A 13,712-nucleotide genomic window follows, 5' to 3' on the forward strand; every position below is an offset into this window, starting at 1 on the left:
ACTCCTCCTCCCGTGCTTTGTAGTGTAGCTTCTCACAAACTATTTTACAACACAGCGTAGAGAGTTGGAACACTTTCATTACTATTTGTGCCGCCAGCCGAAGGCGGCGGAATGGGGATTTATATGCATAACATCAGCTTTTTACAAAATGAGAACTTGCCCTCTTTTGCCCAGTTCTGCATCAGCGACAGCCGATATGAGGATTTGCGTACCCATTTTACAAAAAAACTTACCGGGCCGGGGAATGTGTACAGTCGGAGGGAGATACCATCACCCACTTCGGCATTGTGGTATCCGGAATACTGAAAGCGGTCAGCTACTCCAGGGACGGCGAGGAGCTGTGCAACGCCTATTTTGAGGAAGAGGATGTTTTCCCTGAATTCCTGTATCTTACAGGCAACCGGCATTATACTTACCTGCTGTACGTGGAGAAAAGGGCGGAGGTACTGTGGATTTCCATTTTTCTTCTGGAGGAAATGCTGTCTGCGGATGCCGGACTGGTAAGCGCGCTTTTATACTATGTCTCCCAGCGGGGGCTGAAAAACCAGCTGTACTTAAACTGCCTGAATTACCAGACCGTCCGGGAGCGCATTGCTTACTGGATCATGGGCGTCCGGAAAATAGAAGCCAGACAGGAGCAGGAGGTTCATATGCCCCTCTCCCAGCGGATTTTCGCCAATATGCTCCATGTCAACCGTTCTTCCCTGAACCAGGAGCTAAAACAGATGGAACGGGACGGCTATTTCCGGCTGGATAAGGAAAGATTGCTCCATGTGGAGGGGGAACGGCTGAAGGAGCTGCTCTGATCGGGCAGCTATGTCAGACAATTCCTATTAAAAACGGTCCTCACCTGAAAATACTGCTGCCAGGGTCCCCTGGGCGGTCTTCCACTCAGCACTGTTTTCTATAATGTAAGCCATCATGCACCGGAGACAATAATCCACACAGCCAGGTTTTATGACGAAGGTTTTATCGGGAAGTTAACAACACGGGAAGTTAACCTTCCCTTGACACCTGCCGTAAATGGTGTTAGCATAACTTCGGATCAAAGTGCTGTACCATTGCTTTGGCCGGAAAAAAGGACAGATATAAATGTGTAGGAAAACAAAAAGGGCTGCGGCCCACAAAAATCCACAAATAAACAGACATGACCGGCGGCAGGCTTCCTGCCGTTTTTTTATTGGAAATTTTACTGTGGTAGAGTGAAAAAGGAGTAATGAAATGCAGAAAAAATGGATGAATGCGGCGGAAAAACTGGGTATGATTATCTTCGGCAACCTTCTGTACGCACTGGCGGTGACACTTTTTATCATGCCGAACCACCTGATTACAGGAGGCACTACCGGACTGGCGCTGTTCTTTTACCGGACGGCCGGGATTCCCGTCAGTGCCTTTGTATCGGTGTTCAATATCACTATGTTCCTGCTCGGCGCGTGGGTGCTTGGAAAACAGTTTGCACTGACTACAGTGCTCAGTACCGTAATCTATCCCCTCCTTTTAGGGCTGCTGGAGGGCGCCGGCATAACGGGCTTTGTGACTGAGGAACGGCTGGTGGCGGTTCTCTATGCCGGGCTTCTCATCGGCGCCGGAATCGGTGTGGTTATGCGGGCGGGAGCCTCCACGGTAGGGATGGATATTCCAGCACTGATACTGAAAAAGAAGAAAAATATCAATGTTTCGGCTGTCATTTATCTGTGCGACTGCATTATCCTGGCGCTCCAGATGTCTGCCTCCGACGCAGGATCCATCCTGTACGGTATCCTTTTGATCGCTGTTTACACCCTGGTGCTTGACAAGGTTCTGATGCTGGGCGGGGCCAGAATGCAGGTCAAAATCGTCAGCCGGGAACACGACGCCATCAACCGGCTGCTGGCGGAAAAAATTGACTGCGGAACTTCGCTGCTTCACATGGAAACCGGTTTTCTGCATCAGGAACAGAATATGGTGCTGGCCGTGATCTCCAACCGTGATCTGCCTAAAGTGAACCAGCTGGTTCTGGAGGTGGACCCGGAGGCTTTTATGATTGTCAGCCAAATCAATGAAGTGCGGGGAAGGGGCTTTACCCTGAGCAAGCTCTACCGCAAGGATACCCAGAACAAATAAACAGGGAAATTTCCGGCGTAATGAAATACCCGTGGATTCAGTAACTTCTAAGGCGCGGTAAAACCGGCCTTCTGCATATCGGGATCGTACAAAGAGTTGGCGGACATCCGGCAGTATGTCTGTATCAGAATGATCTGGCTTTCCGGAGAACCGTATCTTTTTGTCAGGATCTGGGAATCAATCCGGTTTATGCCGGTTTTAAGATGGCCGCCAGATGGCTGTACGCCTCTTCTGCGGTTTGGGGCCATAGCGGTTTATTACATCCTCCTGAGCATGATATGCGGGGTGTTAATCGGCAGAGATTAAGAGGTGCCGCAATAAACGGAATCAGACTCCAAAGCGGCCCGATCCCGAAAAGCCGTGCAATCACCGGTGAAACTGCCGCGATGCACAGCCCCGATGAAAGGCCGCAGGTCATTACTGAAATGATAAGCACCCTTTTCCTTGTTTGTTTGTAATTACTATACTATAATTCAGTCAAATCACCTGTTGCGCATGCAACAAATGAAGAAGAAGGAAGAGGTAAAGCAGTGAATGAATATTTGGAAGATTTAGCGCAGATGAACTTATTTCCCGGTATTGAGCCGGGGGAAATAGCGGAGCTTCTCAACTGCCTTCAGGCAAGGCGTGTCCAATATGCCAGCGGTGAAATGATCCTGGAGGAAGGCAGCCGGGTCCGCAAGTTCGGCATTATTTTATCCGGGCACGCCCGTTCCATAAAATGGGACACCTCAGGCCGGGTAATTATACTGACCCTGCTTGAAAAGGGGAGCGAAATCGGTGTACTTCTGGCTGCACAGCCGGAAAAGGAAAGCCCTGTTTCCATACAGGCGCAGGACGATGTTTCCGTGCTGATGATCCCGTATGACCGTGTCCTTGACCCTTGTATAAAGGCATGTCCAAAGCATGACAGACTGTTGAGAAATTACATTTCCATCGTCGCCCAAAAGGGACTTGTTCTACATGAACGTATTGACTGTCTTCTGAAGTCCACAGTCCGTGAAAAAATTCTGACCTATCTATTGCGCATATCACATGAACAAAAAAGTACCTCCTTTCAAATTCCGCTCAACCGAAATGCGATGTCCGAATATCTCAATATTGAACGCAGCGCACTTTCCAGGGAGTTGTCTAATATGAAACGAGATGGACTGATCGATTATCATCTGAACAATTTCAGGCTGAAATACAATAATTAATTTTTATAATTGTTCTTGTAAATAATTTTAAATTAAACTATTCTGGTTTCAGGAGGGTAAAAGGATGGATGATTTATGGTATCAGATGATATTTAAAAGAAAGTCGTTTCATATTTTTAAGGACAGGCAGACCATATCGGATATAGAGTTAAGAAATATTGAAGAAAATATTAAAAATTTTAAGTCATTGGATGAAGGTATAAAAACAGCTTTCCGGATTGTGCCCGCAGGGGAAACATCCTGTAAGCGTGGAGAGGAGTATTGTATCCTGCTTTACAGTGAAAAGAAAGGGGATTATCTCCGCAATATTGGTTATATCGGGGAGCAGCTTGATTTATACCTGGCCTCTCTTAACATCGGCGTCCTGTGGTTTGGGATCGGCAAAACAGATGCCGGGAATTACAACGGGCTGGATTTTGTTATTATGATAGCAATTGCCAGAGTGGAGGAAAGCAAATTCCGGAAGGATATGTTTAAGAGCAAAAGGAAACCCCTGGAACAGATATGGGAAGGAAACTGTTATCAGGAGATTGGCAATATTGTAAGATTTGCGCCAAGCGCCTGCAATACGCAGCCCTGGAAGGTTGTGGCAGAGGAAAACAAACTGACCGTATACCGGTATAAGCAGCCGGGAAAGCGGGGAATTATGCCTGCCGCCAAGGTGGCGTATTATAACAGGATTGATATGGGGATTTTCCTGTTGTTTCTTGAACTGTGCCTGGCGCATGAGGGGCTCAGATTTGAAAGGACTCTTTTTGCTGATGCAGATGATGACAGTGCGGAAATGACGTTGGCTGCGGTATATCTTATAGGCTGACAAAGGTATTAGCCGCCTGCGAAATGCAATTAACTGCAGTCATTGAACAGACATACCAATACAGGAAAAGGATGAAATATATTGCGGAAACCAATTTTTTCATAGAGAAAGATAACGACAGTCTTGTTTTTCCCGAAAAGTGAAACAATCCTATGGCTGGATAAAAGAATCCGCCACACAAGCGGGCGGAAGAAATTATTGAGGGCCTTATTGTGACCAGGGTAAATGCGCAAAACATCAATAATCATACTTAAAGACCAAAATATCAGGGAAGCAGCTTGGTTTCTGCTTCCCTGATACTTTTTACTATTCTGCTTTTGCAATTATTTCATCATACTGCTTCTTCAGTTCCGGATAGTTCTGATTGCCAAACTCCTCCAACCTGTCCATACCAATCTGCTCCGCCTGCTGAACCATTTCCCGGAATGCTTCTTCACAGGCCTCTTCGGTTTCCGCCATAAAAATATTGGTCTGCTGATTCTTTACCATCTCATCCAGCTTGGCATTGATATTTGCCTCATCGGAATCTGTTACAAACCGGATCATTCCGATAACGGGATTCCTCTTGACATATGCAGTCAGATTTTTTCTGTCCTGCGCTGTCTGTGATTCGGAGTTTGCTTCCGCAATACTGGTTACAATCGCATTGTGTACCAGCCATCCCCAGTATTTCAGACCTCTGGGCTGAAGAACCGTGTTGTCCCCCTGAAAATCATATGTAAAATCAGGATAACCTTCACTGTCAACAGTATAGTCTTCCCCTTCAATTCCCCACATTAACAGCTTCATTCCTTCTTCGCCATAGGCATAGGCCAATAATTTATATGCAGCCTCCACATCCTTGCAGGAACGAGTGATATAAAGACCGCGGCCGCCACAGCCCGTATCATAGGCCACACAATCATCACTCAGTTCCGAGGTAACCAGAGAAAATGTAAAATCATCTCCGTTGGCGGCAATTGCCGTATTGTAATTATCTGCATGGTTATCATATCCAAAATTAGCAAATACCTTACCGCCTACACAGATTTCCTTTGTTTCGTCTTCGGACTGATATGCAAAATTTTCCGCACTCAAATAACCTTTTCTGTACCACTCATTTACCTTTTTATAAAAGTCCAGCAGCTTATCCTGACGAAGCCACCATTTCAGGCTGCCGTCCTCCGCTTCATAGAAGCCGCCGTTTTTCACTCCCATCTGCTGCATCAGCCAGTTAAATTTATGTGCGCAGTTAAAAGAGCATACCGTATAATCGGGATAAGACTGCGCCACCTTTTCAAACGCCGCATCCAAATCGTCCAGTGTCTTGAATTCCAGTCCCAGTTCTTCTGCAATATCCGTCCTGTACATGAAACCAGGGCCTTCCGTCAAAATTTTATCATATTCCGAATAAGCGCCGCTGGGGGAAAAACCACATCCAATGGTATAATAATGGTCATCAGCCGCCTTATTTACAAACTGATATACCGGATCTACTTCAAATGCAACCTCAGGATAAGTTTCATGAAGCTCATCCAAAGGATAGCATACCTGGGAATCCGCAAGATACTGATACCGGCCGGAGCAGATAATGTCAGGCATATCTCCGGAAGCCGCCATCAATGACAGCTGATTGTTATCTGCCGCCCTGGTTACTTCAATATTTACCCCCAGTCTCTTTTCAAATTCTTCGGGCACCGCACCTTCCCACTTATCATAAGGCCACCATGTTTCGTCCACAAATAAGGTTAATGTGGGAACATCTCCGGCATCCGCCCGGCCATCCGTCTCCTGAACCGATGCTTCGGCCGCTGTGGTTTCCTTTCCTCCCCCCGTGGTACTCACCTCGTTTTGCGTCTCCTGTGAACCGCCGCATGCCGCCAAAGACATTGTCATGGCAGCAGTCAGCAGAACTGCTAATACTTTTTTACATTTCATACACTCATCCTCCTGCTACAATATATTTATGGTTAATTTTCCTGACATCCGGTCAGGATGCCACCCATCTTGTTTTACGGAGTAAAATACAAACTCTGTCTGCGCAGAGAATTTTCCTCCATGAAATTTCAAAAACTAACCAGTCTATTCCTTGACCGCCCCAATCATCATGCCCTGTACAAAATATTTCTGTAAAAACGGATATACACACATGATGGGAATCATTGATACCGCCATGGCCGTGGCCTGTACGGTAAATGACGTAGCTGTATTCGCCTGTGACATCTGTCCGGCCACATCTGCATTGGCCGCTGTTGCCAGCGTCTGGTTAATTGTGGTCATCATTTTAAAGGAAAGCGTCTGCAGACTTGCATCCCTCACATAGTACGCCGAGTCCAGCCAGCTGTTCCACTGGCCCACTGCGGCGAACAAAGCCAGCGTAGCCAGAAAGGGTTTGGAAACGGGAAGCACGATCTTCGTAAGCACCTTAATTTCCCTTGCCCCGTCAATCTTGGCCGCCTCAATCATAGATTCCGGAATGGATGCGAAAAAATTAATACCTGTCATGACAAAAAAAGTATTCACCATCCCGGGAACCACATATACCCAAAAGGTATTCAGAAGCCCCAGACTTCTGAGCAGCACATAATAAGGAATCAGTCCGCCGGAAAAATACATGGTGAATATGACAAGGAACCTGTACCCCTTTTTAAACATCAGATTATTTCTCGACAGCGCATAGCTGAACATACTGGTAAAGCCCGTACATAATACAGTTCCCACTACCGTCCTCGCCACGGAGATAAAAAAAGCATGCCTCCATCCTTCATCTCCGATAAACAGTTCATAATTGGACAGCGTAAATTTTCTGGGCCACAGGTAAACGCCGCCTTTCATTAAATCAAGCCCGTCATTAAAAGAGCATATGATTGTGTAATAAAAAGGATATAATGTAACAATCCCGATAAAAGCAAGAAGTATGTATACTATCACATTTACCACTTTATCTTCATTTATTTTGCCCTTCATACTCCCACCTCCTAAAACAGGCCTTCACCTGATACTTTTTTGGCTACCTGATTGCTGATGATCACCAGGATAATTGAAATAAGTGACTGTATCAGATCTACTGCTGTTGCATAAGAGAAGCGTCCCTGCGCCATTCCCATTTTAAAGGCATAGGTCTGGATAATTTCAGAGGCAGCGTTATTCACCGTATTCCCCATCAAAAATGACTGTTCAAAGTTGGATCCTACCATACCGCCTCCCAGGAAGCTTCCTATGGATAAAATCAGGACAGTGACAATCGCCCCCTTTATTCCCGGCAGGGTAATATGCCAAATCCGTTTCAGCCTTCCGGCCCCGTCAATTCTGGCAGCTTCATAAAGCGTACTGTCAATTCCCGAAATAGCCGCCAGAAAAATGATTGCCCACCAGCCGGAGCTTTTCCAGATTGAAAGAACCACCGTCATTCCCCAGAAATAATCCGGGTCCGTAAGAAGGGGAATCCCTTTGGATATGATACCTGCATTTACCAGAAGCTGGTTCAGGACTCCGTTATTCTGCGCAAACAGGGCACTGCTGATACCATATACAAGCACCCAGGATATAAAATTGGGCAGGTAGCTTACCGTCTGCACCGTTTTCTTAAAGAATTTATTATGACATTCAGATATCAAAATTGCCAGAATTATCGGAACCGGAAATGCAAACACCATCTTCAGCGTACTGATTGCTATGGTATTCCTCAGAAGCTCTCCAAAACGGTAATCTGTAAAGAATTCCTTAAAATATTTCAATCCCACCCATTCGCTGGTAAATATCCCTCCCGGAGTCTTCCGTTTACGTATTCCTGAACGGCCGCCCCATCTACCGGAGCAATGACGCGCCGAAAGCATCTGCGTGCCTGGAAGCCCATGAGCAGCAACTCCTTGCCCAGACGCAGGCCGATGCCCCTCAGGTCATCCTGGACGGGAAAAGCCGCAGCATCATCAGCGCGATTTCTTTGGATAACGGCATTTTCCACGTAATAAGGGTGACGCCGGAAACAGGAAATATTTTTTCCTATCAGCCGTTTTTGCTCAGCCTGGCCATATCGGTTCTGATTCTTGGCAGCGCCAGCATTATTATCTTCTGCCTCATATTCAAACCGCTGAAAAACATTGTAAGGCTTTCCGAACATATGAACCGTCAGAACAGCCACACCCTTTCCCTCTATCCCGGGAAAATTTCCAGGGATGAAACCGGGGATCTGATTCTTTCCTTCAACCGGATGTCCGAGAGGATCAATGAGCTGTCCGAAAGCCTGCTGAATAATGAAATACAGTTAAAAAATGCACAGATAGAGGCCCTGCAGAACCAACTCAATCCCCACTTCTTTTATGGCACGCTGGAAAGCATCCGCATGATAGCGGAAGCCAATCATCAGGAGCTGATATCCGATATCGCATATTCCTTCGGCAACCTGATGCGTTATTCCCTTTCCAGGGAGTATCTGGTCCCGGTGTCCAGGGAAATAGAAATGACGCGGCAGTATGTTTCCATCCAGGAAAAAAGGCTGGTAAACCGTTTCGAAATCAGCTGGGATATCTGCGAACTGGACGACAAATGGCGCTGTCCCAAATTTGCCCTTTTTAATATGGTGGAAAATGTATTTTTCCATAATGTGAGCAAATGCAGAAGCTTTATTCAGGCGGCCGTAATCCTGAAAAAAGACGGGGATGATCTTATCATCACCGTCAAAAATACCGGCCCCGGCATCCCTCCGGAAAGGCTCGCCCATCTTCGCTACCTGCTGGAGCATCCCAGGGAACGGGATACCATGACGAGTGAAAATAACGGCCGCGGTATTTTTAATATCAACGACCGTCTCAGGCTGTTTTACGGCGGGGACTACCGGCTGGACATTGACAGCGAGGAAAATGTCCTTACGGTATGCAGCGTGCGGATCTGTAAACATTATAATGGTTTTTAGGAAAATTCAGGCGCGGCACCTGCGCGCGGACAGGAGCGGAAATGCTGAAGCTATTGCTGGTTGATGATGAATATATTGTTTTAAAAGGTCTGGAAATCGTTCTGCGTGATCAGAAAGAGGTGTCACTTGAAATCAGAACCGCAATCGATGCGGTGGACGCCTATGAAAAGGCGGAGGGCTGGACGCCGGATGTTATTATCGCAGATATTAATATGCCCGAGATTGACGGTCTTACCATGCTGGAACGTCTTTCTGTTACGATTCCTTTATGCAGGTTTATCATCGTCAGCGGATATGAGGAAAATGAATATCTGAAACGTGCGCTGAAGCTTCATGTGGATGATTATCTTCTGAAGCCGGTGGATAAGCTTTATTTAATCCGGCGTCTCAAGCAAATAGACGAGGAAAAACAGGCCCGCATTAAAAATACCCTGATGAAATGCAGGCTGATGCTGTTTCGGGGTCATTTTTTCCATGATTCCGAATTTTCCGTACAGGAAACAGAGGAATTTCTCTATCTTCCTTATTTTTCACTGTTTGTTGCAGGGCTATCCCCTTCCGGGGCCAGGGAAGCTAAGAGCCGCCTGGCCGGCTATTTTGAACAGATATTCGTTTTTTCCCAGAATAACTGGAGTATCTTCCTCCTTAATTATTCCGTGAAGCTGCAGACGGAGGATATCCGGGCGCTCCTGACCCATGTGCTGGACGGCAGCATCTCCGGCATTGCCGATACGAAGCAGAATGGGGAAAAGCAGGCATTTCTTGAACAGATTGCCTTCCATTATCAGAATGCGTTGTGCGATATGCTTTTGTCAATTCTTCCGGTATCCGAGGCTGCGAAGGCGCGCGCTGCCGAAAGAATTGCAGCGCATACCCTCGCCAGTGCCGTCAGGGTCATCACCTTTGAATTAAACGCGGCGGCCTATGTAAATGAAATTTATGCTGCGGCAGAAGCTCCGGAAGATAATTTCCTGATGGTATTTACGGAAACCCTGTCCGCCTATATCATGATTGCCGATATCAATTTACCCGCCGCCTCCATACAGAAGCTTTACCAGACGCATGTAAAAGCGGTTGTCAACGAAAGGACGCTTGCCGCCTTTCTGGAAAAATCCCAGAACCTGGGGAACGATCTCCTCACTCCTGCGGAACAGGAGGCCTATTCCTCCAAAGTGGATGCTGCAAGAGCCTATATTGCCGAACATTATCAGGAGGATATCGCCCTGGAACAGGTTGCTGAATTTGTATCCGTGAATCCCAGCTATCTGAGCTATATTTTCAAAAAAGAGACCGGGATCACCTTTCTTCAGTATCTGACAAACGTGCGTATGCAGAAAGCTTGTCAGCTGATGACTGCGGATCCTGGCCTCTCTTTGGAGGAAATCGCTATAAGATGCGGTTATCATTCCGCCTCTTATTTTCATAAAATATTCCGCGGGAAATTCGGCGTAAGTCCGCGGCAGTGGCTGCAAAATTCGGGGAATTCCCCTCTATTCCTTGATTAATCCTACAAGCATTCTTCCAAGAGAATACATTTTCATTTCTTACCATAGCTGTCATCTTATGCAATTTATAATGATTGAAAAAATTCAATATATGCTTCCACTGCATAACCATTGTTCCTATATTGCGCGCCAATAAAATAGGTATACCTATTTTTGCAAAATAACGCATTGACAAATATCAATATGATGCATATAATAAAAACGAACCCAAAAAGAAGGGAGCGCAGACTATGACGGAAAATGAAAAAAACGCAAGGATTTTCAAAGCTTTTTGCGATGCAAACCGATGGAAAATTTTAGGTCTGCTGCAAAGCGGAGAAAAGTGTGCGTGCAAATTACTGGAAGAACTTAATATCGGACAGCCAACGTTGTCCCATCATATGAAAATATTATGCGATGCAGAAATAGTTGTAGGGCGCAAAGAGGGAAAATGGACGTACTATTCCTTCAATCCGGAAGGGATTGAGCGTGCAAAGGAATTGCTGAATCAAATTACAACGGTAACAGACAGTATCCCGCGTAGCTGCAATGAATGATAAGCCGCCAGGAATAAGGCGGCTTAAATAACAGTCATTACATCGATAGATTGCAATATATATATATAATGGAGGGATTTCTTGCAGATGTTCAAAATTTTCTGGGACTTTTTTCAAAATCAAGTGTTGGGCATGAAATGGCTGAATAAAGTGATAGGCGGCGGATTATCCGCTGCCGGGCTTAACCTTGAAAGCAAAACCGGCGCAAGCATTCAGTTTTTCCTTTATGATACAATTAAAATCACCGTTCTGCTTTGCGTGCTTATTTACTTGATTTCCTATATCCAAAGCTATTTCCCGCCAGAAAGAAGCAAACGGATATTAGGACGTTTTCATGGCGTGGGGGCAAATATTATTGCTGCCCTGCTCGGGACAGTGACACCGTTTTGTTCCTGTTCCTCCATACCGCTTTTCATCGGTTTTACAAGCGCGGGGCTTCCGTTGGGCGTAACCTTTTCTTTTCTGATATCCTCCCCTATGGTTGACCTTGGTTCCCTCGTTCTGCTGATGAATATCTTCGGTACAAAAATTGCTGTCATTTATGTTCTTGTCGGTTTAGTTATCGCTGTTGCAGGCGGTATCATCATTGAAAAACTGCACATGGAAAAATACGTTGAGCAGTATATCAAAACCGCCGGAAGCGTGGATATAGAAGCTCCGGATTTAACGAAAAGGGATAGGCTGAAATATGCGTGGGAGCAGGTTGCGGCTACTTTTAAAAAAGTATTTCCCTATATTCTTGTTGGCGTGGGCATCGGCGCCTTTATTCATAACTGGATACCGCAGTCCTGGATTGAAACCGCACTGGGCAGCAGCAATCCCTTTTCGGTGATTTTAGCAACACTTGTCGGCATCCCCATGTATGCGGACATTTTTGGCACAATCCCCGTTGCTGAAGCTTTATTTGCCAAAGGCGCGCAGCTTGGTGCAATCTTATCTTTTATGATGGCGATTACTACATTGTCTCTGCCGTCCCTCATAATGCTGCGAAAGGCGGTAAAACCTAAACTGCTTTCCCTCTTTATCGGTATCTGCACAGGCGGCATTATTCTTGTTGGTTATTTATTTAACCTGCTCCACTTATATTTGGTCTGATTGAAAGGAGATTATCATTATGGCACTGTTTGGAAGAAAAAACAAAAAAGAAGGAAACGTCCCTTGCTGCTGCGGCGGTAATTTCAATGCGGAAAGCATGGCGCAGGCGGAACAAGCAAAAACAGAGGGCGCAGACGTTAAAATCTTAGGAAGCGGCTGTGCGAAATGCAATCAGCTTGAAGCGGCTGTAAAGGCAGCTTTAGAGCAGCTGAATATGGACGCCTCCATCGATCATATTACCGCTTTTACACAGATCGCAGCTTATGGCGTAATGACTACCCCCGCCCTTGTCGTTGACGGAAAAGTGGTATCCTATGGAAAGGTGCTCAAGATCGGTGAGGTGAAAAAAATTCTGGAAAAAGCCAGGGGATAATTTTACTGAAAATCCATGGTGCAGAAATTAAGGGAAGCCGCATAAATCCAATATTTATGCGGCTCCCCGGTGTTATTGCAACAGAAAATCCTCAATCGTTATAAATTATGACCTTTATCGTCTCATTAGGATGCGCCAGCGCCCAGTCAAACCCTTCCTGAATCCGGCTCAGCGGGAACCTGTGGGTTATCATCCTCTCTGAAACTATACGGCCGTTCTTCAGCCAGGCAAGCGCCGTCTCAAAGGCATTAGCATACCGGTTCACTCCCATGTAGTCCAGTTCCTTTTCCATCAGCTTTGCCACATCCACAGGAACGATGTTGCTGCCGGGCCACCCCACCTGCACGCATCTGCCGCCGGGGCGGGCCATGGTAAAGAGCAGGGCCGTGGAAGCGTTGTTCCCGGCGGTTTCAAATACAATATCCCCTTTATTTTCAAGCGCAGGGATCTGTTCCGAGGGGATGAAAATTTCATCCGCTCCCAGCTGCTTCGCGCATTCCAGACGTTCCGGAACCTTGTCCACACATACGGCATAGCTGCCGTCGGCCGGCCGCGGCACAGTCCGCGTATAAAAACTCCTTCATCCCTTCCCTGTTTTTATCTCCGCAGACGATAATTGCACAGGCCGCAGTTTCCAGCATCGCCGCGTTGGGATTGCTGCGGGACAGTCCGGTAAAGATCTGTCTCTCCCTCACCACAATAAAATGGCAGGGACGCTTGTTTTTGGCCGAGGGCGCATACATCCCGGCGCACAGAATGGTATCCAGCATTTCCCCTGCGATCGCGATCGGTTCCGCAGTAAAACTGCGTATGCTCTGCCTTGTTCTGACTGCTGTGAGGGTATCCATACCGCAGGGAATTAACGAAGGCTCCGCAGACATTTCCACAGAATTTTCCCCTCCCGTCTCTTTCCCTGCTTCCTCAACGGCCATGGTCACATGGACCTTCATTGTCCCGCCGTCATAGCCCAAGGCCTTCTGCAACGCTTTATCCACCGTCATGGCAAACCTGCCGTTTCCGCGTGCCAGCAGCTTGCACCGGTATTCTATATGATTGATCGTGCCGCTCACATAAAGCGTTCCCTTCGGCCTTTTGAAAACCTCCCTTGTAAAAAGGGCAGTTCTATCACTGTGAGCCTTCCGCCCTCGTCCTTTTTAATATCCGCATCAAATACTTCCATTTTTTCTCCCACA

The 13,712-nt window shown here is 46.6% G+C and carries 15 protein-coding genes; 9 read left to right on the top strand and 6 right to left on the bottom strand.

What is annotated here, in order from left to right; genetic code table 11:
- Nucleotides 1-284: 284 nt before the first annotated feature.
- Together FYJ45_RS33300 and FYJ45_RS23705 are read left to right on the top strand one after the other, a co-directional pair.
- Nucleotides 285-806: a Crp/Fnr family transcriptional regulator gene (locus tag FYJ45_RS33300; RefSeq protein WP_276893164.1), complete on the top strand. Its 522-nt coding sequence runs from the start codon at nt 285-287 to the stop codon at nt 804-806.
- A 415-nt stretch (nt 807-1,221) separates the two neighbouring features.
- A complete protein-coding gene (locus tag FYJ45_RS23705; RefSeq protein ID WP_154467498.1) occupies nt 1,222-2,103 on the top strand; it encodes a YitT family protein in 882 nt (293 codons plus the stop codon).
- A gap of 47 nt (nt 2,104-2,150) precedes the next feature.
- Here FYJ45_RS23705 and FYJ45_RS23710 read toward each other — a convergent pair whose 3' ends face one another.
- Nucleotides 2,151-2,351: a hypothetical protein gene (locus tag FYJ45_RS23710; RefSeq protein WP_154467499.1), complete on the bottom strand. Its 201-nt coding sequence runs from the start codon at nt 2,349-2,351 to the stop codon at nt 2,151-2,153.
- A 282-nt stretch (nt 2,352-2,633) separates the two neighbouring features.
- On the opposite strand from FYJ45_RS23710, the gene FYJ45_RS23715 reads away from it, so the two are divergent.
- Nucleotides 2,634-3,302 (top strand): Crp/Fnr family transcriptional regulator, encoded by a 669-nt coding sequence (locus FYJ45_RS23715; protein WP_276925209.1) that lies wholly within the window; start codon nt 2,634-2,636, stop codon nt 3,300-3,302.
- A gap of 64 nt (nt 3,303-3,366) precedes the next feature.
- Nucleotides 3,367-4,119, top strand: coding sequence for a nitroreductase family protein (locus FYJ45_RS23720; protein WP_154467500.1), 753 nt, complete (start codon nt 3,367-3,369; stop codon nt 4,117-4,119).
- A 306-nt stretch (nt 4,120-4,425) separates the two neighbouring features.
- On the opposite strand, the gene FYJ45_RS23725 is transcribed toward FYJ45_RS23720, so the two are convergent.
- From FYJ45_RS23725 to FYJ45_RS23735, 3 genes are all read right to left on the bottom strand, one after another.
- Complete coding sequence (locus tag FYJ45_RS23725) at nt 4,426-6,036, bottom strand: extracellular solute-binding protein (protein WP_154467501.1); 1,611 nt, start codon at nt 6,034-6,036, stop codon at nt 4,426-4,428.
- 144 nt (nt 6,037-6,180) lie between these two features.
- The gene (locus tag FYJ45_RS23730) at nt 6,181-7,065 is read right to left on the bottom strand and encodes a carbohydrate ABC transporter permease (protein ID WP_021637151.1); all 885 of its coding nucleotides are present in this window, start codon (nt 7,063-7,065) and stop codon (nt 6,181-6,183) included.
- 11 nt (nt 7,066-7,076) lie between these two features.
- Complete coding sequence (locus FYJ45_RS23735; RefSeq protein ID WP_207708450.1) at nt 7,077-7,835, bottom strand: ABC transporter permease subunit; 759 nt, start codon at nt 7,833-7,835, stop codon at nt 7,077-7,079.
- Nucleotides 7,836-8,041: 206 nt separating this feature from the next.
- On the opposite strand from FYJ45_RS23735, the gene FYJ45_RS23740 reads away from it, so the two are divergent.
- The 5 genes from FYJ45_RS23740 to FYJ45_RS23760 all read left to right on the top strand — a co-directional run bounded on the left by FYJ45_RS23740 (nt 8,042) and on the right by FYJ45_RS23760 (nt 12,519).
- Nucleotides 8,042-9,010 carry a sensor histidine kinase gene (locus FYJ45_RS23740; protein ID WP_154467503.1) on the top strand — a complete coding sequence of 323 codons (969 nt, stop codon included), beginning with the start codon at nt 8,042-8,044 and terminating at the stop codon, nt 9,008-9,010.
- A 41-nt stretch (nt 9,011-9,051) separates the two neighbouring features.
- Nucleotides 9,052-10,515 carry a response regulator transcription factor gene (locus FYJ45_RS23745; protein ID WP_154467504.1) on the top strand — a complete coding sequence of 488 codons (1,464 nt, stop codon included), beginning with the start codon at nt 9,052-9,054 and terminating at the stop codon, nt 10,513-10,515.
- Between the two features lie 230 nt (nt 10,516-10,745).
- The gene (locus FYJ45_RS23750; RefSeq protein ID WP_021637167.1) at nt 10,746-11,051 is read left to right on the top strand and encodes an ArsR/SmtB family transcription factor; all 306 of its coding nucleotides are present in this window, start codon (nt 10,746-10,748) and stop codon (nt 11,049-11,051) included.
- Between the two features lie 87 nt (nt 11,052-11,138).
- A complete protein-coding gene (locus tag FYJ45_RS23755) occupies nt 11,139-12,146 on the top strand; it encodes a permease (protein WP_154467521.1) in 1,008 nt (335 codons plus the stop codon).
- A gap of 19 nt (nt 12,147-12,165) precedes the next feature.
- On the top strand, nt 12,166-12,519 hold the full coding sequence (locus FYJ45_RS23760; protein ID WP_154467505.1) for a thioredoxin family protein: 354 nt from the start codon (nt 12,166-12,168) through the stop codon (nt 12,517-12,519).
- Between the two features lie 91 nt (nt 12,520-12,610).
- Here FYJ45_RS23760 and FYJ45_RS23765 read toward each other — a convergent pair whose 3' ends face one another.
- Together FYJ45_RS23765 and FYJ45_RS31920 are read right to left on the bottom strand one after the other, a co-directional pair.
- On the bottom strand, nt 12,611-13,042 hold the full coding sequence (locus tag FYJ45_RS23765) for a zinc-binding dehydrogenase (protein WP_154467506.1): 432 nt from the start codon (nt 13,040-13,042) through the stop codon (nt 12,611-12,613).
- Entirely contained in the window at nt 12,990-13,589 is a 600-nt protein-coding gene (locus FYJ45_RS31920) for a nitroreductase family protein (protein WP_154467507.1), read from the bottom strand. Before FYJ45_RS31920 ends, FYJ45_RS23765 begins: the two co-directional genes overlap by 53 nt.
- Nucleotides 13,590-13,712: the final 123 nt, after the last annotated feature.

Origin of the sequence: Eisenbergiella porci (assembly GCF_009696275.1) — a bacterium.
GTDB lineage: Bacteria > Bacillota > Clostridia > Lachnospirales > Lachnospiraceae > Eisenbergiella > Eisenbergiella porci.

Bases quoted from the DNA above. Each gene is read 5' to 3' on its own strand.
- FYJ45_RS23705 (WP_154467498.1), top strand. From the start codon at position 1,222: ATGCAGAAAAAATGGATGAATGCGGCGGAAAAACTGGGTATGATTATC.
- FYJ45_RS23710 (WP_154467499.1), bottom strand. From the start codon at position 2,351: ATGGCCCCAAACCGCAGAAGAGGCGTACAGCCATCTGGCGGCCATCTT.
- FYJ45_RS23720 (WP_154467500.1), top strand. From the start codon at position 3,367: ATGGATGATTTATGGTATCAGATGATATTTAAAAGAAAGTCGTTTCAT.
- FYJ45_RS23725 (WP_154467501.1), bottom strand. From the start codon at position 6,036: ATGAAATGTAAAAAAGTATTAGCAGTTCTGCTGACTGCTGCCATGACA.
- FYJ45_RS23730 (WP_021637151.1), bottom strand. From the start codon at position 7,065: ATGAAGGGCAAAATAAATGAAGATAAAGTGGTAAATGTGATAGTATAC.
- FYJ45_RS23745 (WP_154467504.1), top strand. From the start codon at position 9,052: ATGCTGAAGCTATTGCTGGTTGATGATGAATATATTGTTTTAAAAGGT.
- FYJ45_RS23750 (WP_021637167.1), top strand. From the start codon at position 10,746: ATGACGGAAAATGAAAAAAACGCAAGGATTTTCAAAGCTTTTTGCGAT.
- FYJ45_RS23755 (WP_154467521.1), top strand. From the start codon at position 11,139: ATGTTCAAAATTTTCTGGGACTTTTTTCAAAATCAAGTGTTGGGCATG.
- FYJ45_RS23760 (WP_154467505.1), top strand. From the start codon at position 12,166: ATGGCACTGTTTGGAAGAAAAAACAAAAAAGAAGGAAACGTCCCTTGC.